Annotated in this window: 17 protein-coding genes; 7 read left to right on the plus strand and 10 right to left on the minus strand. The window is 53.6% G+C overall.

Translation table 11 applies throughout. The annotated features are described in order from the left end of the window. Positions 1-37 precede the first annotated feature (37 nt). Together CWM57_RS02755 and CWM57_RS02760 are read left to right on the plus strand one after the other, a co-directional pair. Entirely contained in the window at positions 38-1,144 is a 1,107-nt protein-coding gene (locus CWM57_RS02755; protein WP_100630464.1) for a PTS fructose transporter subunit IIC, read from the plus strand. Positions 1,145-1,329: 185 nt separating this feature from the next. After that, positions 1,330-1,950: a LysE family translocator gene (locus CWM57_RS02760; protein WP_100630462.1), complete on the plus strand. Its 621-nt coding sequence runs from the start codon at positions 1,330-1,332 to the stop codon at positions 1,948-1,950. Positions 1,951-2,007: 57 nt separating this feature from the next. Here the strand turns inward: CWM57_RS02760 and CWM57_RS02765 are convergent, their stop codons facing one another. After that, positions 2,008-3,216, minus strand: a complete 1,209-nt coding sequence (locus CWM57_RS02765) for an MFS transporter (protein ID WP_100675575.1) — start codon at positions 3,214-3,216, stop codon at positions 2,008-2,010. 103 nt (positions 3,217-3,319) lie between these two features. On the opposite strand from CWM57_RS02765, the gene CWM57_RS02770 reads away from it, so the two are divergent. Next, positions 3,320-4,222, plus strand: a complete 903-nt coding sequence (locus CWM57_RS02770) for a LysR family transcriptional regulator (RefSeq protein ID WP_100675576.1) — start codon at positions 3,320-3,322, stop codon at positions 4,220-4,222. A 41-nt stretch (positions 4,223-4,263) separates the two neighbouring features. On the opposite strand, the gene CWM57_RS02775 is transcribed toward CWM57_RS02770, so the two are convergent. Further along, positions 4,264-5,151, minus strand: a complete 888-nt coding sequence (locus CWM57_RS02775; RefSeq protein ID WP_100675577.1) for a LysR family transcriptional regulator — start codon at positions 5,149-5,151, stop codon at positions 4,264-4,266. 159 nt (positions 5,152-5,310) lie between these two features. Here CWM57_RS02775 and ahlK point away from each other — a divergent pair, with 159 nt between their 5' ends. From ahlK to CWM57_RS02790, 3 genes are all read left to right on the plus strand, one after another. Then, positions 5,311-6,105, plus strand: coding sequence for an N-acyl homoserine lactonase AhlK (gene ahlK / locus CWM57_RS02780; protein WP_165784127.1), 795 nt, complete (start codon positions 5,311-5,313; stop codon positions 6,103-6,105). Between the two features lie 210 nt (positions 6,106-6,315). Further along, positions 6,316-7,869, plus strand: coding sequence for a DUF2272 domain-containing protein (locus tag CWM57_RS02785; protein WP_100675578.1), 1,554 nt, complete (start codon positions 6,316-6,318; stop codon positions 7,867-7,869). A gap of 17 nt (positions 7,870-7,886) precedes the next feature. After that, the gene (locus CWM57_RS02790) at positions 7,887-9,617 is read left to right on the plus strand and encodes a patatin-like phospholipase family protein (protein WP_077268386.1); all 1,731 of its coding nucleotides are present in this window, start codon (positions 7,887-7,889) and stop codon (positions 9,615-9,617) included. Positions 9,618-9,793: 176 nt separating this feature from the next. Here CWM57_RS02790 and CWM57_RS02795 read toward each other — a convergent pair whose 3' ends face one another. From CWM57_RS02795 to CWM57_RS02825, 7 genes are all read right to left on the minus strand, one after another. Next, entirely contained in the window at positions 9,794-10,222 is a 429-nt protein-coding gene (locus CWM57_RS02795; protein ID WP_100675579.1) for a cell envelope integrity TolA C-terminal domain-containing protein, read from the minus strand. A gap of 111 nt (positions 10,223-10,333) precedes the next feature. Then, a complete protein-coding gene (locus CWM57_RS02800) occupies positions 10,334-11,476 on the minus strand; it encodes a M20 family metallopeptidase (RefSeq protein ID WP_100675580.1) in 1,143 nt (380 codons plus the stop codon). Continuing rightward, the gene (locus CWM57_RS02805; RefSeq protein ID WP_100675581.1) at positions 11,476-12,231 is read right to left on the minus strand and encodes a glutamine amidotransferase; all 756 of its coding nucleotides are present in this window, start codon (positions 12,229-12,231) and stop codon (positions 11,476-11,478) included. Before CWM57_RS02805 ends, CWM57_RS02800 begins: the two co-directional genes overlap by 1 nt. Positions 12,232-12,245: 14 nt before the next feature. Further along, a complete protein-coding gene (locus CWM57_RS02810; RefSeq protein WP_100675582.1) occupies positions 12,246-13,325 on the minus strand; it encodes a phosphotriesterase in 1,080 nt (359 codons plus the stop codon). Between the two features lie 3 nt (positions 13,326-13,328). Next, positions 13,329-14,330, minus strand: coding sequence for an ABC transporter permease (locus CWM57_RS02815; protein WP_016161045.1), 1,002 nt, complete (start codon positions 14,328-14,330; stop codon positions 13,329-13,331). A gap of 18 nt (positions 14,331-14,348) precedes the next feature. Continuing rightward, on the minus strand, positions 14,349-15,095 hold the full coding sequence (locus CWM57_RS02820) for an ATP-binding cassette domain-containing protein (RefSeq protein WP_165784150.1): 747 nt from the start codon (positions 15,093-15,095) through the stop codon (positions 14,349-14,351). 379 nt (positions 15,096-15,474) lie between these two features. Further along, the gene (locus CWM57_RS02825) at positions 15,475-16,497 is read right to left on the minus strand and encodes a LacI family DNA-binding transcriptional regulator (protein ID WP_004190069.1); all 1,023 of its coding nucleotides are present in this window, start codon (positions 16,495-16,497) and stop codon (positions 15,475-15,477) included. 345 nt (positions 16,498-16,842) lie between these two features. Between CWM57_RS02825 and CWM57_RS02830 the strand changes: the two genes are divergently transcribed. After that, a complete protein-coding gene (locus CWM57_RS02830; protein ID WP_004151648.1) occupies positions 16,843-17,796 on the plus strand; it encodes a substrate-binding domain-containing protein in 954 nt (317 codons plus the stop codon). A gap of 1 nt (position 17,797) precedes the next feature. Here the strand turns inward: CWM57_RS02830 and CWM57_RS02835 are convergent, their stop codons facing one another. After that, positions 17,798-18,670, minus strand: coding sequence for a PfkB family carbohydrate kinase (locus CWM57_RS02835; protein WP_100675583.1), 873 nt, complete (start codon positions 18,668-18,670; stop codon positions 17,798-17,800). Positions 18,671-18,672 lie beyond the last annotated feature (2 nt).

The following is an 18,672-nucleotide window of genomic DNA, read 5'->3' on the forward strand; positions in this document are numbered from 1 at the left end:
TTTCGGCCTGCTGATTCTATACTTAAGGGCGTAATTTATGTCTCTAAAACAAATATGGCAAGCAGCAAATCCTAAAGGACATCTGCTGACCGCTATCTCATTTCTGATCCCCATTGTCTGTGGTGCTGGGTTTATTATTGCCATCGGTATGGGGCTTGGTGGAACGGTGCAGGACACGTTAACGCTGGGGCAATTTGATTTATGGCAGGCGATGGCCACTCTGGGCGCTAAGGCGCTTGGGCTGTTGCCGGTAGTCATTGCGGTGGGGATTTCCGGCTCGATTGCTGGCAAGCCGGGCATCGCACCAGGATTTGTTGTCGGGCTGGCGGCGAACACCATCAGCGCAGGCTTTATCGGCGGGATGATCGGTGGCTACATTGCCGGCTATATCGCGCTGGCGATCATTAAAAACGTCAAGGTGCCTGACTGGGCTCGCGGTTTGATGCCAACGTTGATCGTGCCCTTTTTTGCCTCCATTATCAGCTGCCTGATTATGGTCTATATCATTGGTACGCCTATCGGTATCTTTACGGAAGCGCTGACATCTTTCCTGAGAAGTATGGGCACGTCATCGAATCTTGTGTTGGGCGCAGTGATAGGCGCTCTGTGTATTGTTGACTTTGGCGGCCCGCTTAATAAGACATGCTTTGCCTTCGTTCTCACGCTGCAGGCGCAGGGAATAAATGAGCCGATTACCGCGCTTCAGTTAGTTAACACCGCAACGCCTATTGGTTTCGGCCTGGCTTTCTTCATTGCTAAGCTTCTGCGTAAGAACATCTATAACAGTGAAGAAGTGGAAACCTTAAAATCGGCGGTTCCAATGGGGATTGTTAATATCGTTGAAGGCTCTATCCCGATCGTCATGAACGATATCGTCCGCGGTATCGCCGCCGCGGCCATCGGTGGCGCGTGCGGTGGCGCAGTCACCATGGTGTATGGTGCAGATGCCACGGTGCCTTTTGGTGGGGTACTGATGATCCCCACCATGTCACACCCGATGGCTGGCATTATGGCCCTGCTGGTGAATATTGTTGTTACCGCCACGGTTTATGCTGTCATCAAAAAAGATATTCCGCGTGATGTGCTGGTTACTCATGATCACGAAGAAGAGGATATCGACCTTGATGATATTAAAGTGAGCTAACTTACCCCTGTATTATTTTATCAATGGCGTTGAGCTAGTCCTGCAAATCAGCCCATAACCGAGGGGTCCTTAGTTATGGGCTGATTTGCGTCAGGTAGACGCCTGGGTAAAAGTGGAGCAGGGTGAACATTGTTGTTGCAAAAATGTGAGCGCTTCAGTAGCCTTATCTCTTTCGGAGACAGGAAATGCTCGTCACTGATTCACTTCTTGCTTACACCCTCGCTGCTACACTGCTTACCCTGACGCCAGGTCTTGATACTGCTCTTATTCTCCGCACGGCGACCGCTGAAGGTGGACGCAAAGCCTTGCATGCCGCGTTAGGCATTGATCTTGGATGCTTTATCTGGGGCGCGCTGGTGGCCTTTGGTTTAGGTGCGCTACTGGCGGTTTCTGAGTTGGCTTATACCTTATTGAAATGGTGCGGAGCAGGATACCTTTGTTGGCTGGGCATCCAGTTGCTCCTGCGCCCACGCCAGCAATTTAACACCCACCCGGCCGAATCCAATTCCACAAGTAACTGGTTCCTGCGTGGGATGTTGGGGAATGCGCTTAATCCCAAAATGGGTGTCTTCTACGTTTCGTTTTTGCCCCAGTTTATCCCCGCCGGGCATTCACCCATCAGCTGGACCTTTCTCCTGGTCACCATCCATGTATTGATTGGGACGCTGTGGTCATTAACGCTGATTTCTGCCACTCGCTATGCCGCCGGCATCCTCAAAAAACCAGCTGTGGTGAAATGGATGGATCGGACAACCGGCTGCCTGTTTCTGGTATTTGCCGCGAAGCTGGCCATGAGCCGCCGATAGTCAAGCAGGGGCGTATGCCCCTGTTTTTGTCTTAAAAAATGAGCAACCCGTGGAGTACTACTCAGTGCTGTAACGATCGGGCGCGAACGTACGCTTAGCCAGTTTCTTTTGCAAAATGATGACAATAATTGGGGTTCCTGATGCGGTAATTGCACATACCGCCAACAGCGTGTACATATTTTGTAGCGCCATGCGATGGTCAGGTAACAAAAAAGCAGACAGGAAAAATGCGGCAGTTGTCATCAGATACATCATGGCTGTTTGTAATGAAGAGAATCCCGCTCGTTGGTTGTTATCAGGAAACTGAATCGTCACCGACGACGATGACACCAGACGACTGTAAGCTGCGCCGAGAAATAACGTAATAAATAGCGCCGGATGCGGATAGCCCAGGAGGGGTATTAGCAAGCTCAGGATAAAAACGAGGGTTGACCCGGTCGCCACACTCAAAGCAGAAAAACGAGAGGTTAATGCGCCTGTCATTCTGGTAGACAGATACCCCGCCAGCCCCCCGCCGAAGAACAACCAGGGCAGCAGACCTTGAGAAGCCCCCAACAGCTGCGTCATTAATGGCGCCAGAACAGGAATGATCAGCATTGGACTAAACTGTACCAGCGCATTACCGGAAGCAAACAGTAAAGTATCTACATCGAGGGGCAGCGCGTGGGATGTGTCGAAAGTGACGGGATCCTGAGGGATGATGGAGACGATCAGTGGCAATGCCAACCAACACAGTGTGCAGATTAACCACAACGCGACATGCCAACCGTAATGAGTACACAAAAATAACACAGCGGGCATCCCCACAATGCTGACCATCGAAAATGACGCAATCACCGTCGCCAACATTTTTCCGCGCAAGTCAGCCGGTGTGTGGTTTATCAAAATAGTGATCCCCACAGCCATTGTCGTACCGCCAACCAGTCCTGCTAAGAAGCGCAATGTAAGAAGAAGAGGAAAACTGGTGGTCAATGTCGTCAACAGTGTCGCCATGGCTAGCAGTACCATATTAGCGATTAAAAAACGCTTCTTATTGCAACGGTCAACCCAGTAAAAGGCGATAATTCCCGACAGGACGGCTCCAGATGTGTACATACCGGATACATAGCCTGAGAAGGTGACGGGAACAGCGAAATCTGCAGCCATAAATGTAAAAACAGGACTGAACATCATATATTCCAGCGCATTAGTAAACTGGACAAAAGCGATTACCATTGCAATCCGAATGAGCGTCTTTTGATTAAATGTTGTGGTGACCAGTGGCATAGCAAGCGACCTGTGGATGAAAGATATCCTAGCTTAACTGCTATCAAACTTGTCGATTAGATGGTAAAAATGGCACTCATTATTATCATATGTGGGATAGTTGATGCGGCCAGTCCTGGACTTTAATGCGCTGAAAATCTTCATTGCTGTGGTGGAAAGAGACAGTTTTGTGGGGGCAGCGAAAGCCCTGGAAATGCCGACATCAAATGTGAGCCGTTGCATTTCTCAGTTAGAAGACAAACTGAATCTTCAGCTCATTGAACGCAGTACCCGACATATGAAACTCACACAGGCGGGGCATCTACTCTATACCCGGGCGAAGCCATTACTGGAAGCACTTGAGCAAACTGAAACCGAATTAACGTTGCGACAAATGCAATTCAAGGGGCCATTACGTATCTGTATTCCCAATGAAATCGGTCCTGCACTGCTGGGCTCTGTTGTTGCTGATTTCGCCTGTCAGCATCCGGATCTGGAGATAAGTTGCGTCACAAATTTGTCGGGTTATGAATCCCTGCGAGATGACCTGGATTTAGCTATCATTGTTAGCCGTGGTCAGATGGATGACAGTGACTACATCGCCCGTCATCTGGTGACGATCCCTTGCACCATCGTTGCGGCCCCCTCCGTCATCCAGCGTTATGGCACGCCTTCTCGTATACAGCAATTTGAAGAATTACCCTGTATTACAACGGTGAATGCGCTTAAAGGTGCTCCCTGGCAGTTTGTGAATAAAAAGGGCGGATTCGAGACGATTAAGGTTAACGGTCGTTATCGGGTCAACAGCGGAGAGATGGCAGGGCGAGCGGCCATCTCAGGTGTCGGTTTTGCCATTCTATCGAAACAAGCCTGCCAACCCTATATTGATGATGGGCGGTTAATCGAGATTGAATTTGAACAATCGGCAGCCCCCTTGCAATTGTTCGCTCTGTATTCAGATCGGCGTTACTTGCCGGCAAAAACAAGAGCGCTTATTGATTTCATGCATCAGAGATTGAATCATTAACAAGAGGCCATCTTCAGCGCGCCAGGGAGGCGCTGTTCCATTCAGCCGGCCGGCTCAAGCAACAAACCTTTGAGATACCCCTCCAGCAGAGGGGCACAAATTCGCGTTTCATACGACATCATCCCAGCCGGTGGATGGAGCAACCAGGCACTAAATGGCGGGATCGGATAGTGGCTTAAGAGGGGGATGAGCGCGCCGTCTTCCATTTCTTTTCTGCAAACCGGACTTTGCAAAACACCAATGGCATGTCCCGCTAATAACCAGGAGAGGACACTGCGCCAGTGCGTGGACTGAAATTGAATATTGACGGGAACATTAATGAGTTGATCTTCGGAAGCGATCAATTGAATGCGATTACTGGCGAATACACCGGAAACAGCCGCAAATGGATAATCTGTCAGCGCTTCCGGCGAGTCAGGATGACCCATTTTCGCCAGCAGAGCCGGAGAGGCCACTAGCACTCTGCACACGGCGCCAAGCGGACGTGCGACAAAAAAGCCTTCGGAGACATCACCTAACCTCAGTGATAAATCGACCCCCTCGGTGACGGGATCGATGACGCGGTCGTTAAAAATGACATCGACCTGCAGCGCCGGATGCTCGTTCTGAAGCTGCAACAATGCAGGCATCAGCAAGCTTTCTCCGGCGGAATAGGGCGCGGCAATACGAATTTTGCCTTGCAACCCCTGATTTCCTTCATTCACAGAAAGAGCATGCTCTGCTGCCTGAATGGCCGTTTTGCTTCGCTCATAAAACACGTTACCGCTGTGCGTTAGAGACATATTACGCGTGTTGCGCCTAAGCAAACGTGTCCCAAGATGAGCTTCCAGTTTTTCTATTCTTTCACTCACGGCGGGCTGGCCAATGCCGAGATCGCGGGCTGCAGCCGACATGCTGCCCCGTTCAACCACCCTGATAAATATGCGCATTGCTGAGAAGAGATCCATTCACCAATTATATTGGCTTTACCGATAAATGTAAGTGGGGGCAGGCATCTACTGCTTTCCTGCGAAATGATGAAAAATCCAGACTCAAGGCTGAGTCAGGCTAAATTTCAATCTATTTAATTGATTTATTGTTGGAAAATAATGATGTCAGAGATCAAGCTTTTTATGTTCCAGTCAGGAACACAGCATTGTCGATATCAGCATATCCGGATGAATCAGGGCGTGGGAGAGCATTATGAGATCCCTGTCCCCTGGTTTCTGCTGACCCATCCGGATGGTTTTGCCCTGATTGACGGCGGTCTGGCTGTCGAAGGATTGAAAGATCCCAGCGGTTATTGGGGAAGTGCTGTAGAGCAGTTTAAACCGGTGATGTCAGAAGAACAGGCTTGCGTAGAACAACTTAAGAGGATTGGCATTGCCCCTGAGGATATCCGCTATGTGGTCCTGTCCCATTTGCACTCGGATCATACGGGAGCGATTGGTCGCTTCCCCCATGCTACGCATGTTGTTCAGAGGCAAGAGTATGAATATGCCTTTGCCCCTGACTGGTTTACGTCAGGAGCCTATTGCCGACGCGATTTCGATCGTCCCCAACTTAACTGGCTATTTCTGAACGGGTTGTCTGATGATCACTATGACCTTTACGGTGATGGCACGCTGCAGTGTATTTTCACCCCAGGGCATTCACCGGGCCATCAATCTTTTCTTATCCGCTTACCCGGTGGTACAAATTTTACGCTAGCGATTGATGCGGCTTATACCTTAGATCATTACCATGAGAAGGCGCTCCCGGGGCTAATGACGTCAGCTACTGATGTCGCTCAGTCAGTGCGAAAGCTGCGTCAGCTTACCGAGCGATATCATGCGGTATTCATACCCGGCCACGATCCTGAAGAATGGAAAAAAAACAGGCTTGCTCCAGCCTGTTACTATTGAATCATTCCTCGCTGATCGTCAAAAAACGTCTGTTTGCCATCGCTCCAGGCATTTATATTATAAATACCGGCCCGGAGCCTCTTCGGGTTATTGGGTGAAGTTTTAATTATTGACTATGCTATTCCAGATATTCAGCTGATGCTTTTTGCATCACTTCCTTCCGATACGTAGCTTTTTAATAGCAGACTTATTAATTTGCATGGGTGGTCTATGTCATATAAAGATGATTTTGGACAAGCCAGCGGCTGGTCCGCCGTAGATGTGAACGTTCGCCTGTCGGCAAAGCAGGCCGTATTTATTGAATATCTGAAGAAAAATACGGTCTCGACCGTTATTCGCTACTATGCCTCTGACAGCACCAATGAAAAAACACTGACTAAAGAGGAAGCTCAATTCCTTTCCGCTCAGGGGCTTTCCCTGCTTCCCATCTTTCAGGATCACGGCAACGACATTTCCCGCTTTTCAGCTGCTGCAGGGCAGATCCATGCGAAAAGCGCGCTGAAATTTGCAGCGGCGATAGGCCAGCCCGCGAATCTGGGCAGCACAATTCTCTTTTCGGTTGATATGGATTGTAGCGTCAGGGAAATTGACGGGCCGATCCTCGACTACTTTCAAGCAGTGCAGCAGACCATAGGTACGGCCTTTGCGATTGGTGCCTATGGTAGCGGGGCTGTGCTGTCCAAGCTTTTGGAAGAAAAACTGATATCCATCCCGTGGCTGTCGATGTCTCGCGCCTTTCTGGGCACCCAGGCATTCTTTTATAGCAACAAATGGGCGCTGCTTCAGGTACCGCCAGAGCAAAAACATGCGGCGAGCAAGGTAGGCTATGACCGCAATATTCTTCGTCTGAGCCCGTCGCAGCTGGGCGCATTCACCCTGGATGAGAAGGGAAAAGGCAGTGTAGTGGGTAATGGCGCGCTGACGCTGATCCCATCGCTTGCCGTACTAAATCCGTTTTCTGTTGCCACGTCGTCCACAAACCGCATTGTCGCGACCGATGGACTGCACCTGCGAAATAAGCCCAATGGCACCATCCTTCGCGAACTGACCCTGGGTGAGGCGCTGCAGGATAAAGGTGAAAGTACGGTCTCGGGCTGGCGGGATGTTGTGATCGGCAGCGACAAAGGCGTGGTCTTCGGTAAATATCTGCGCGAACCGGCGAGTACTCAGGTGGAAGTGCTGATCCAGGCCGCCATTGCAGAATGGCGGCGCTTTGATAAAGGTAAAGGCGATGAAAAGCAGGCGCCTTTCTACCGTTATGTTCGTGAAATGTGGGCGGCGATTGGGCAACCCTATGACGGGCGCAGCCGAGATGCTAATGGTGAAGATGTGCCGTGGTCTGCAGCTTTTATTTCCTGGGTCGTACGTCAGGCCGGAAAAAAATATGAAAACTTTATGTTTTCCTCCAGTCATTCTGTCTTCGTCAATAACGCCATTAAGGCCAGATATACTCAGCAGGCAAATAAACCATTCTGGGGATATGCCATTAACGAACAAAAACCCGCGTTAGGCGATATTATTCAACGTAATCGGCAGGGTAATAAATTCACCTTCTATTACGCTGAGAATCATGCCAGTTATAACAGCCACTCCGATATCGTCGTTGAAGCCCGCGACAGCGTGGTGCGCGTGATGGGCGGAAATGTGGGCAATACCGTCTCTTTCGGCGTCAGCCTGCAGGAATACGAGCTTGACAGCAACGGTTTTATTAAAGATGGCCAGGGTGTTATTGCGCTCCTAAAGAACCGGGCGGATAAAATCTAATACGGGGATACAATGCAATGTTGAGAGATGATGATAGATATTACATTCCGGATAACAATCCTCAGGACGGTACAGTTCCTTATCAGATTGAGGAACCGCAACCGGAAAACAACGTGTTTGAAATTGCTCTGGTGATGGCCGGGGCAATTTCTGCGGGTAACCATACAGCCGGAGCTCTCGATTTTTTGTTTGAGACGCTGGATGCATGGGAAAAAGAGAAGGCTAAAGGAAATAAAAATGTGCCTCATCATAAAGTGCGCATTCGGGTTATTGCCGGTGCATCAGCAGGGAGTATGAATGCGGCAATTGCCGCAGGAGCGCTACAATATGATTTCCCTCACCTTCGACCGGGTATGGATCCGGCTTCACTGAACAATCCGTTTTACACCGGTTGGGTCAAAGATATTGATATTTCTAAGCTGTTGACCACCGATGATATTGAACAGAGTGGTGTGGTAACTTCGTTGCTTAATTGCAATGTATTGCAGGCCATCGCTAACAAAGCTCTGAATTACGCTTCAGTACCTATCGATCGTCCCTACCTGCATGATCGAGTTCGTTTTATCTTCACTCAAACCAGCTTACAAGGAAGCCCCTACTATTTTTCGATCAAGGGGAATGCTGATGCAGGCCAGTCGATGGTTCTGCACAGAACCTGGGCCAGTTTTTCGGTAAACTATAAAGGGCAGACTATCTTTAAACGCAGACCGGACGATATTCCTCTTGATCCTTCATATATCAAAAGGACTCAGGTGGCCAGTTGGGTTGAATTAGGCAATGCCGCTCTTGCTTCCGGGGCGTTTCCGTTAGCGTTAGCTCCGCGGTTGGAAAAACGCGATCCAAATGCGCTGAACTACCGTTTTGTGATAACCACCGCCCCCGGAGAGCCAAATATTAAAGTTCGACAGTTGAAGCCACACTGGCCTTCGCCTTTGCCAGTCACTATTAATGAGTACATCGCTGATGGTGGCATCCTTGACAACGAACCGATGGAGCTTGCCAGAAAGGAAATGGCGGGGCTTGCCTGTAGCAATCCACGTGACGGGAGAAAGGCCAACAGGGCGACAATCCTGATGGATCCTTTTCCGAAAACAGCGATCTCCGACAGGGAGGTCATGTCCGAACCACTCACGCTGGTTAGCAGCGTCAAAGGTATCTTCATGACCGCCTATCAGCAACTCAGGTTTAATCCCGACGACCTGGCGCTGGCGATGGATGATGAGGTTTACAGCCGTTTCCTGATTTCTCCGGTTCGTTCGGTGGATTCTAACAATCCTGTATCAACTGAAAACGCGATGGCCAGCGGCTCGTTGGGTGGGTTTGGCGGTTTTCTAAGTGAAGAATATCGCCACCACGATTACATGCTAGGGAGGCGGAATTGTCAGCAGTTTTTGCGGGAACATTTCTCACTTAAGTCGGAGAATCCTTTGTTTGTTGCAGGCGATACTCATACCCCAACAGGTAAAGGTGAGTATCCGATCATTCCGCTAGTCGAGGCCGTTCAGCAGGAAGAACCTTTGCCTGCGTGGCCGACGATATCAATAGATATTGACCAACTGATGGAGAAGGCGGATAAACGTCTCAGGGTTGCCTTGAGTGCGTCCATAAGGACGGTAAAATTCTCGGGTTTTTTAGCATGGTTTCTAGCATTGCCTTTTATCAGAAATAAGCTTCTCGCGATGCTTATCAACTCTCTAAAAACTCGCATTCAGGATGATTTGAAGAAGAACCACTTACCCTGGCATTAATCTCAGCTCTGGAGTAAATAGCCGTAGATTTAACAAACACCTCAGAGCGATTTATGGTCTGATCTCACCCGGCAGGCGATGCTAAGAGAGCAACGCTACTATTTCGGCGGCTATGTGGCGTTCTGAAAATGGCCCAGGGGCCAAATGGCCGCTGCGAGAATATGCTAAGACACGTCTCAGAGCTTCACGTCCAGCACGACATGACTGAATGTTTGATAGGTTTTTTCGTCCGGCGCGGGCGGGATGTTGGCTTTTTTCAGCGCGGACATCACCTGCGCGCAGAATGGCCGATCGCCGCTCTCGACCGTTGGATCCTGCACTGTCCCGTCACGCTGTAGCGTAAAGCGCACCGAGCATTTTTGCCCTTGCCAGGAGGCCGACTGGTCTATGTTAGCGAAGATAGCCGCCTGGATCCGCGCCAGATAGCGTGAGGCATTGGCCTGGGGTGAAGTATCGGAACCCGTTTGATAATCGCGAAGCATCTTATCCACTTCCGCCGATATTTTAGCGTCTTCGGCGCTGTCCGGCGCAGAAGCACGACCCGAGCAGGCGGAAAGGAGTAAAGAGAGGGTGCAAACGAGCACCGCGTTGATTATCACGGTCATGGTAAGCCTCCTTGCTGGTGGTGGTACCGTCGTGTACGAGGCGGTTATCCTCTGTTATTCCGCGATATTATTCAAACGCTGATTGCATGGCACACGCTTTCAGTGACAGTGTCACTCATTTTTTACTTTCGTCGCGGGCGGTGATGCCATCCAGTCGCGAATAATGTCACCGTATAGCTGTTCTGCCTCCGCCAGTCGGCTGAGCAGGCAGTACTCGTCGGTTTGATGCGCCATCGACGGCTCGCCGGGGCCGAGAATAATACAGGGCGGATCGCCCAATGCAGGCAGCAGCAGCGAGGCGTCGGTAAAGTAGGGCACCACGCGCGGCGCAATCGGCTCAGCGTGCAGCGGCTGACAGCGTTGGTAAACCTGCTTTATCCACGCGTGATCCGCCCGGCTCAGGACGGCGGGCAGGTCGACCAGCGTGGAGACGGTGACGCTTTCGCCAAGCAGCGTCGTCAAGCGCTCCCGGATAGTGGCGTGCTGTAAATTGGGCGCGCTGCGGATATCGACATCAAAACGCGTGCGGTCCGGTACGGAATTAATATTGATTCCGCCTTCTATGCGTCCGATGTTGAGGGTGGGTTTCTTCATTAGCGGATGCGGCGCGCCGGGCGAAAAATGCTGAATCTTACCCAGCGCATCCGCCGCAAGATAGATAGCATTGATCCCCAGCTCCGGCATCGCGCCGTGGGCGGTTTTCCCCCGCGTTTCGCAGCGTAGCCAGAGCGCGCCTTTATGGCCGATAACCGGATAGTTAGCGGTGGGCTCACCGACGATCAGCGCGCCCACCTCTGGCAACGTCGCGGAGGCGATCAGCGCTCGCGCGCCGTCGCAGCCGGTCTCTTCTCCGCCAGTTATCAGCAATACCGCGCCGCGTCCGGCGAGGATCGCTTCCCGCTGATGAACGCAGGCGACGGCAAACGCCGCTATCGCCGCTTTCATATCGCTGGATCCGCGGCCATAAAGACGCCCATCTTCCATCTGCGAGCCAAAAGGATCGTACTGCCAGCGGGCATTTCCCAGCGGGACGGTATCCAGATGGCCGGTAAAGGCCAGCGGTTTACCGCGCTTCGCCCCGGGAAGGCTGGCGATAAGATTGCAGCGTCCCTCGCCGAACGACGACAGCGAAACCTCAAAACCGCTATCTTCAAGCCAGTCGGCGAAGAACCGCATGCAGTCGACTTCGCTACCCGGCGGGTTAATGGTGTTAAAGCCCAACAGCTGCCGGGCGAGCTCAAGGGTCGTGGTCATCAGCGGCGTTCCGTCAGCCAGTCGAGGCAGTTAATCCACAGCTGGCGATAGCCGGGCCATTTGGCAAACTCTTCCGGCAGCCAGTGCGCTGACATATCGCTGGTCCACACCAGCGAGCGACCCTGCTGATATTCGCGAACAGCCAGCAGCGGATGACCGGTACCGGCCACGGTCGCCAGCAGTTTACCTTCCGGGTGCATTTCAACTTCGTTATAGCCCAGCAGCCACGGCCATTCGCCCGGAATATCGTTAAACAGGCGGTGAGATTCCGTCACTTCGGCATAGCAGCCTTCCGGGGTTTCAATGCGATCGTCCCAGGCCAGGCAGCGTACCGGCAGCACTTTCTCCACCGCGGTATGGCGATAGCGCGCGCCGCCGTTGATTCCCTGGAAGCTGTAATAGCCGCCGATCATCATCAGCGCCCCCCCGCCGGCCACGTAATCATGCAGGAGCGTTAAACGGTTGGCGGTTCGGCGGCTCTTCAGCCAGGTGTCCGGATGCAACAGCAGCGTATTGGCGCCAATGTCCGAGAGAATAATCGCATCCCACTCCTGCAGCGCTTCCAGCGTTAGCGGAAAGTCGGTCGCTGCCGCGTGGGCGGGCATATAGGTAATGGCATAGGGACTGTCGGCGAGCGCGGCCAGAAAGTCCGTTGCGCCGGTGTGCCAGGTGGCGGTGGCAAACTGGTCGAAGCCTTTAACGTGCGTTGACGTGCTGGTCCAGGACTCACCGACCAGTAAGATTTTTTTCTGCATGATGACGTTTCCTTTTATCCGCCAAAGACCCGCTGGGGGTTTCCAATCATTAAGGTTTCAAGTTGTTCGCCGCTGACGCCGTGGCGCCGCAGACGCGGAACAAAATGCTTGAATATGTAGCCATAACCGTGGCCGCCGTAGCGGGTGAGCATGGTTTTCAGGAAGACGTCCTGCGACAGCAGAATTTGCTGGATATAGCCGTCGTCAATCAGCTCGCGGATCGCACGGGCATTCTCCTCGTCGGAGGGCGACTGCGCCGATTCGTCGGCGTAGTAATAGCTCATGCCGATCATGTCGTACTCAAGAAACGCCCCGCGCTGCGCCAGTTCGCGCTGGTAGCGCTTATCGGCAAAGCTGGGATTCATATGGCACAGCACGGTATGGCGCAAATCGGCGCCTTCCTGCTCGAGAATATCCAGCACCCGATGGCCCAGCCGCTCCCAGCCAGGCAGATGGACCTCGATCGGCACGCCGGTCGCGGCGCTGGCCCGACCCGCAGCGCGCAGGGATTTCTCCTCATCCGGCGTAAAGCGGCTGGAGATACCGATTTCGCCGATAAGTCCGGCGAGCACCTCCGGTTTCTCCTCCGCGCCGCCAAGATCGTAAATCAGCCGTTCAGTCAGTTGTTCGACGCTGCTGATTTTTACCCACTCGGGGTGCGAAGGTTCCAGATAGAGCCCGGTCCCCATAATGATGTTCAGACCGGTCAGACGCGCGATGCGCGCCAGCGCTTTCGGATCGCGGCCAATGCCGATATTGGTCGGGTCGACCACCGTTTCTCCGCCAAGGGCGCGATATTTAGTCAGCTCGTCAATCGCAACGTCAACATCAAACAGCTGACAGTTATCGCGGCTCATCAGCGGGTTGAGCGACAGTTCGCCAAGGTTTTCCATTTTCACCGGCATTTCGGCAAGATGGCGATCGCTACAGCAGCAGGGCGGCACCCATTTGCCGGAGGCATCCAGCAGAATATGCTCATGCATCAGGGTAACGCCCATTTCGTTAATCGGCAGCGGGCCAAGCACAGTCATCACGTAACCGCTGCTGACGCCGACCGGCAGCGGGGAGGGATGGCGAAAAATTGATCCTTTCATCAGCTATCCTTTTGCCGCGGAGCGCGTCGGGTTGAGAATGCGGGTGTTCAGCCAGATAGCCAGCAGGATAATGGTGCCGGTGGCTATCTGGGTGTAAAACGGCGAAATATGCGACAGGATCAGCCCGTTCTGAATGACCGCAATCGACAGTGCGCCCAGCAGCGTGCCAATAATAGTCCCGAAGCCGCCAAACAGACTGGTGCTGCCTAGCACAACGGCAGCAATGACCTGCAGTTCAAAGCCTTCGCCCTGGTTGGAGGAGCCGCTGCCGAGGCGTGCGGTAATGATCATCCCCGCCAGCGCGGCGGCCATTCCGCTGATGATATAGACCTTCATGGTCACCGCTTTGGTGTTAATACCGCTGCGTCGAGCGCCTTCGGCGTTGGCGCCGATAGCGGTCACGTAACGGCCAAAGCGCATATGGTTGAGAACGATATGCCCGATCACCAGAATCATCATGCCGATCAGCGCGGGCATAGGGATACCAACTACCCACGCGCGTCCGATAAAGGTAAACAGGCTGTCAGCCGGCACCGGAATCGAGTAGCCCTGGGTGACCAGCAGCGCGATACCGCGAACCACGGCCAGGGTGGCGAGCGTGACGATAAACGCCGGAATGCCTTCATAGGCAATAAAGAAGCCGTTGATGGCGCCAACGAATCCGCCGAGCAGCAGGCCGCCGAGGAGTACCACCGGCCACGGCAGCCCCCAGTTATTCAGGGCGATAGCGGAGAGTGCGCCGACCAGCGCCAGGGTGGAGCCCACCGACAGATCGATACCGCCGGTGGTAATGACCAGGGTCATTGCCGTCGCGACGATCAGCAGCGGGGCGCTCTGACGGATAATGTTGAGCCAGTTGGTGCCGGTGAGAAAGTTGCTGGTGATCAGCGAAAACACCACGCAGCAGAAGACGAAAAAGAGCGCGATGCTGACCACGCCTGAGTGGTTATGCAGCAGGCGGCGCGGCAGCGAATGCTGGATCATGCGTGAGCTGCTTAAGTTCATGATACTCATCCTGTTACCTCAATGTGCTGCCGCAGAGCGGGCGGTGAATTTTTCGCCCACAATCAGGTTAACGATATCGCTCAGGCTGGTGTCGGACACCCGTCTGTCGGCGACGTTGGTACCTTCATACATCACCATGATCCGGTCACAGACCAGGAACAGGTCCTGCAGGCGGTGGGTAATCAGAATCACGCTCACCCCGCGAGCGGAAACGCGGCGAATGAGCTCCAGAACCGCTTCAACTTCCGCGACGGCCAGTGCGGCGGTGGGTTCATCCATAATCAGTACTTTCGGGTCAAAGGCCGCGGCGCGGGCGATGGCAATAGCCTGGCGCTGGCCGCCGGAGAGATTTCGCACCAGCAGGCGAGTATCCGGAATGGAGATCCCGAGCCCTTTAAGCATCTCCCTGGCATCGGCGTGCATTTTGGCCTCGTCGAGAAAGGGGATGCCGAGGAGCGATTTCATCGGCTCACGGCCCATAAACAGATTGCCTGCGACGTCTACCGTGTCGCAGAGCGACAGATCCTGGTAGACCATCTCGATATGGCAACGGCGCGAATCGGCCGGATTCGTAAACTGCTGCTGTTCACCGTCGATACGAATCGTGCCGCTGGAGGGGATCACCGCGCCAGAGAGCACTTTGGTCAGGGTGGATTTCCCCGCGCCGTTATCGCCCACTAAGCCCAGCACTTCGCCCGGGGCCAGCTCAAGGTTGACTCCGCGCAATGAGCGTATCGACCCGTAGGTCTTGGTGATATTGATCATCTCCACCCTTGGCGGGGTAGTTTGTGGCTGCTGCATCTGATAACTCCCATCGCTGTGGCCGGGAAAATGTTCGCCATCCTGCGGGAGGGACTCTACCCGACACGGTTTACAATCTAGTAAACCGGTTTACCTGCGGAGTAGAGCACTCGCCAGTGCAGTCAGGACAAACGCTATGTAAGATATTTGTTCGCCAGTATGAACATTGCAGCATCCGTGCCAGGGCAGGAACCACACAGCAGCCCTGTAACTTAACCTTATGTATTCAATACACTTAATTGAATACAATCCGGTAAACCGGTTTACTGATTATAGTGAATAAATTGTTATTGATCGTTTTTTGCGCCAAAAGCGGGCGCTTTTGCGCCATTTTGGGACGGGCTTAACAGATCTTGATCGAGTCGCGGCCAATCCATTCAACCGGCAGGCGGGTTTCCGCGGGAATATCCGGATCGTCGTTCAGCAGGCGCATCATGATGTTCACCGCGGTGCGGCCCAGTTCGCGGGCGGGCTGACGGATAGTGGAGATCCGCGGCTGGGTAAAATCGGCATAATTGGCGTCATCGAAGCCGACTAACGATAGCGCCTCTGGCGCCTGGAGCCCGCTGGCGCGCAAGCCGTCGAGCAGACCGAGCACCAGATAGTCGCTGGCGGCGAAGACGGCGGTAGGGCGAACCGGTTGGCTGAACAGGTACCGCAGCGCCTGCTGGCCAAACTCGCGCTGGTAGTCGCCATACATCACCCATTCGGGCGGCCAGCTCAGGCCCGCTTGCTCCATCGCGGTGCAAAAGCCCTGATAGCGCTCGCGGACGCTCATCAGCTTGTCCGGGCCACCGACGAAAGCGATATGGCGATGCCCGGCGGCGATCAGTTTTTCGGTGGCGATCCGCCCGCCCTGGACGTTATCGGCAAACACTTTCGGTACCTTACTGCCGGGAATATCTTCATCCAGCAGGACAATGCGTTCGTGTCGCTGGACCTCCTTGCGCAGCAGGCCGTTATCGGGGCGGTTGGTGGTGAACAGCAGACCGTCGACCTGGCAGGTATCCAGCCAGCGAATGAACTGGCACTCTTTTTCCGGGTTGTTGCGGGTGATACACAGCACCAGGCTGTAGCCGCTGGCAGAAGCGGCCTCTTCGGCAGCGTCGGCCAGTTCGGCAAAGAAGGGGTTGGTAATATCGGGAAGCACCAGGCCAAGCGTTTCGCTGCCGCCTTTGCTAAGACGGCGTGCCAGGCTATTGCCGCGATAGTCCAGTTCGCGAATGGCGGTTTCGATGCGGTCGATGGTGTCCTGCGGCAGCACAATACTGTTGTTCATATAGCGCGACAGAGTCGCCTTCGACAGCCCGGCCAGCTTTGCCACATCGGATAACAATACGCGTTTTATACTCATTTCCTGCGCCATTTCTGCCAGAATCGGCTATCTGTAACATAGTTAAGCGCGGTGGATACAGCAATTTCTCTGCGCACAATCACCAAAAATAAATGCTTGACAAATTTTAATCTGCGGAGAATTGTATAGCCAGTTTACCGCATCATCCGGGAAGTCATTCCCAACCCCGTTTAAGTTATTCCAGTCGCGCACCGACACGGACCGGTTGCCGGGATGACATTAAGCAGGTATCCGCCGAACGGTCAATGATTGTTCTGGCGATATAGACGATATTTGCCCGCCAAAAAAATAATCCTTCTGCGTTCGCATGCGGCGCGGAACTCTGCTGGCTATCAACTATTCCCGACGAGGATACTGATGATGTTATTTCACACCGGAAAACTGCGTTTACTTGCTGTCGCCACGACCATGCTGGCATCAATGAGTTTTATTTCTGCCGCCAGCGCTGCCGGTCCGACTTATGCGCTGGTACAAATCAACCAACAGGCGCTGTTCTTTAATCTGATGAATAAAGGCGCACAGGATGCGGCCAAAGCCAGTGGCAAGGATTTAGTTATTTTTAACTCTAACGATAATCCCGTGGCGCAAAACGACGCGATAGAAAACTATATTCAGCAAGGCGTTAAAGGCATTCTGGTTGCTGCTATCGACGTTAACGGGATCATGCCAGCGGTTAAAGAAGCCGCCGCCGCAAACATTCCGGTGATTGCGATTGATGCCGTATTACCGGCCGGGCCACAGGCAGCTCAGGTCGGCGTTGATAATATTGAAGGCGGCAGAATTATTGGTCAATACTTCGTGGACTACGTGCAGAAAGAGATGGGCGGCCAGGCGCGACTGGGTATTGTCGGCGCGCTGAATTCGGCCATTCAGAACCAGCGGCAGAAAGGGTTCGAAGAGACGCTGAAAAGCAATCCGAAGATTACCATCGCTAACGTGGTCGACGGGCAGAACGTGCAGGATAAAGCGATGACCGCGGCGGAAAACCTGATCACCGGTAACCCGGATCTGACAGCGATTTATGCCACCGGCGAACCCGCGCTGCTCGGCGCTATCGCCGCCGTAGAAAACCAGGGGCGGCAGAAAGATATTAAAGTCTTTGGCTGGGATCTGACGGCGAAGGCGATTTCCGGTATTGACGGCGGCTACGTCACCGCCGTACTGCAGCAGGACCCGGAAAAGATGGGCGCCGAAGCCCTGAATGCGCTGAACAGCATCACGTCGGGTAAAACCGTGCCGAAAACCATTCTGGTTCCGGCGACGGTGGTGACCAAAGCGAACGTCGATTCATACCGTCCGCTGTTTAAGTAGGTCAGCGCGCGCCGTCCGTGGTTAACAGGGCGGCGAGCTCACGGCTGCCGGGAAACGCGCTGAGCGTCCCCCGGCGGCTAACGGTAATGGCGGCAGCGCGACTGGCGTGCGCCAGCGCCAGCGCATCCGGCGCGACGCCGCGCAGCAGGGCAGAGGCCAGCATGACGGCGAGGAACGTGTCGCCCGCGCCGGTAGTGTCAAGCGCCTCGGCGGGCACGGCGGGACAAAACTGACGCAGGCCCTCCTGGACCAGCCAGGCGCCTGCGGCGCCCTGGGTAATCACTAAGGTTTTCACCCCGTATGGCTGGAGCAGCTCGGCCTCGGATTCATTGACCACCGCGATGTCGATGAGCGGCCACAGATGGCAAAAGTCAGGATTGACAGGTGAGGGGTTGAATACCGTCGTCATGCCGCGGCTTTTGGCGTACTGGAACAGCGCCCGCGTTTTATCGAGGGAGAAATTGCCCTGCTGTAGCAGAATATCGCCAGCGACGGTATCCGCCATATGCGGAATAATTTCATCCAGGCTGAATGTATCGGCAGCCGCCGTAGTGGTAATGATGGCGTTGTCGCCATCAGCGCTATTTAAAATAATCGAGGTATCGCTATGTTGATTGAAATGGCCGTCGGGTAGTAGCGTCAGTGGTTCATTTTTTATCTGCTGGCGGATCCACGCGCCGTTGCTGTCATTTCCCGTGGCGGCAATTAAACACGTTTCTATTCCGCAGCGGGATAATATAATCGCCTGGTTCGCGCCTTTACCGCCGATATCCTGCGAAACTTTAACGCCGTGAATGGAAGCCCCTTTTTTCGGTATATCCGGAATGGACCAGGTTTCATCTACGGTAATATTACCAGTAACGTAAACACGCATAG

Origin of the sequence: Klebsiella sp. G-Nf4 (genome assembly GCF_002810615.1) — a bacterium.
Lineage (GTDB): Bacteria > Pseudomonadota > Gammaproteobacteria > Enterobacterales > Enterobacteriaceae > Klebsiella > Klebsiella variicola.

What these genes read in the sequence shown, in the direction of transcription:
- CWM57_RS02835 (WP_100675583.1), bottom strand. Translation starts at nt 18,670, where the DNA reads ATGCGTGTTTACGTTACTGGTAATATTACCGTAGATGAAACCTGGTCC.
- CWM57_RS02830 (WP_004151648.1), top strand. Translation starts at nt 16,843, where the DNA reads ATGATGTTATTTCACACCGGAAAACTGCGTTTACTTGCTGTCGCCACG.
- CWM57_RS02775 (WP_100675577.1), bottom strand. Translation starts at nt 5,151, where the DNA reads ATGCGCATATTTATCAGGGTGGTTGAACGGGGCAGCATGTCGGCTGCA.
- CWM57_RS02755 (WP_100630464.1), top strand. Translation starts at nt 38, where the DNA reads ATGTCTCTAAAACAAATATGGCAAGCAGCAAATCCTAAAGGACATCTG.
- CWM57_RS02770 (WP_100675576.1), top strand. Translation starts at nt 3,320, where the DNA reads ATGCGGCCAGTCCTGGACTTTAATGCGCTGAAAATCTTCATTGCTGTG.
- CWM57_RS02805 (WP_100675581.1), bottom strand. Translation starts at nt 12,231, where the DNA reads ATGCAGAAAAAAATCTTACTGGTCGGTGAGTCCTGGACCAGCACGTCA.
- CWM57_RS02795 (WP_100675579.1), bottom strand. Translation starts at nt 10,222, where the DNA reads ATGACCGTGATAATCAACGCGGTGCTCGTTTGCACCCTCTCTTTACTC.
- CWM57_RS02820 (WP_165784150.1), bottom strand. Translation starts at nt 15,095, where the DNA reads ATGATCAATATCACCAAGACCTACGGGTCGATACGCTCATTGCGCGGA.
- CWM57_RS02790 (WP_077268386.1), top strand. Translation starts at nt 7,887, where the DNA reads ATGTTGAGAGATGATGATAGATATTACATTCCGGATAACAATCCTCAG.
- CWM57_RS02760 (WP_100630462.1), top strand. Translation starts at nt 1,330, where the DNA reads ATGCTCGTCACTGATTCACTTCTTGCTTACACCCTCGCTGCTACACTG.
- CWM57_RS02785 (WP_100675578.1), top strand. Translation starts at nt 6,316, where the DNA reads ATGTCATATAAAGATGATTTTGGACAAGCCAGCGGCTGGTCCGCCGTA.
- CWM57_RS02825 (WP_004190069.1), bottom strand. Translation starts at nt 16,497, where the DNA reads ATGGCGCAGGAAATGAGTATAAAACGCGTATTGTTATCCGATGTGGCA.
- ahlK (WP_165784127.1), top strand. Translation starts at nt 5,311, where the DNA reads ATGATGTCAGAGATCAAGCTTTTTATGTTCCAGTCAGGAACACAGCAT.
- CWM57_RS02800 (WP_100675580.1), bottom strand. Translation starts at nt 11,476, where the DNA reads ATGACCACGACCCTTGAGCTCGCCCGGCAGCTGTTGGGCTTTAACACC.
- CWM57_RS02765 (WP_100675575.1), bottom strand. Translation starts at nt 3,216, where the DNA reads ATGCCACTGGTCACCACAACATTTAATCAAAAGACGCTCATTCGGATT.
- CWM57_RS02815 (WP_016161045.1), bottom strand. Translation starts at nt 14,330, where the DNA reads ATGAACTTAAGCAGCTCACGCATGATCCAGCATTCGCTGCCGCGCCGC.
- CWM57_RS02810 (WP_100675582.1), bottom strand. Translation starts at nt 13,325, where the DNA reads ATGAAAGGATCAATTTTTCGCCATCCCTCCCCGCTGCCGGTCGGCGTC.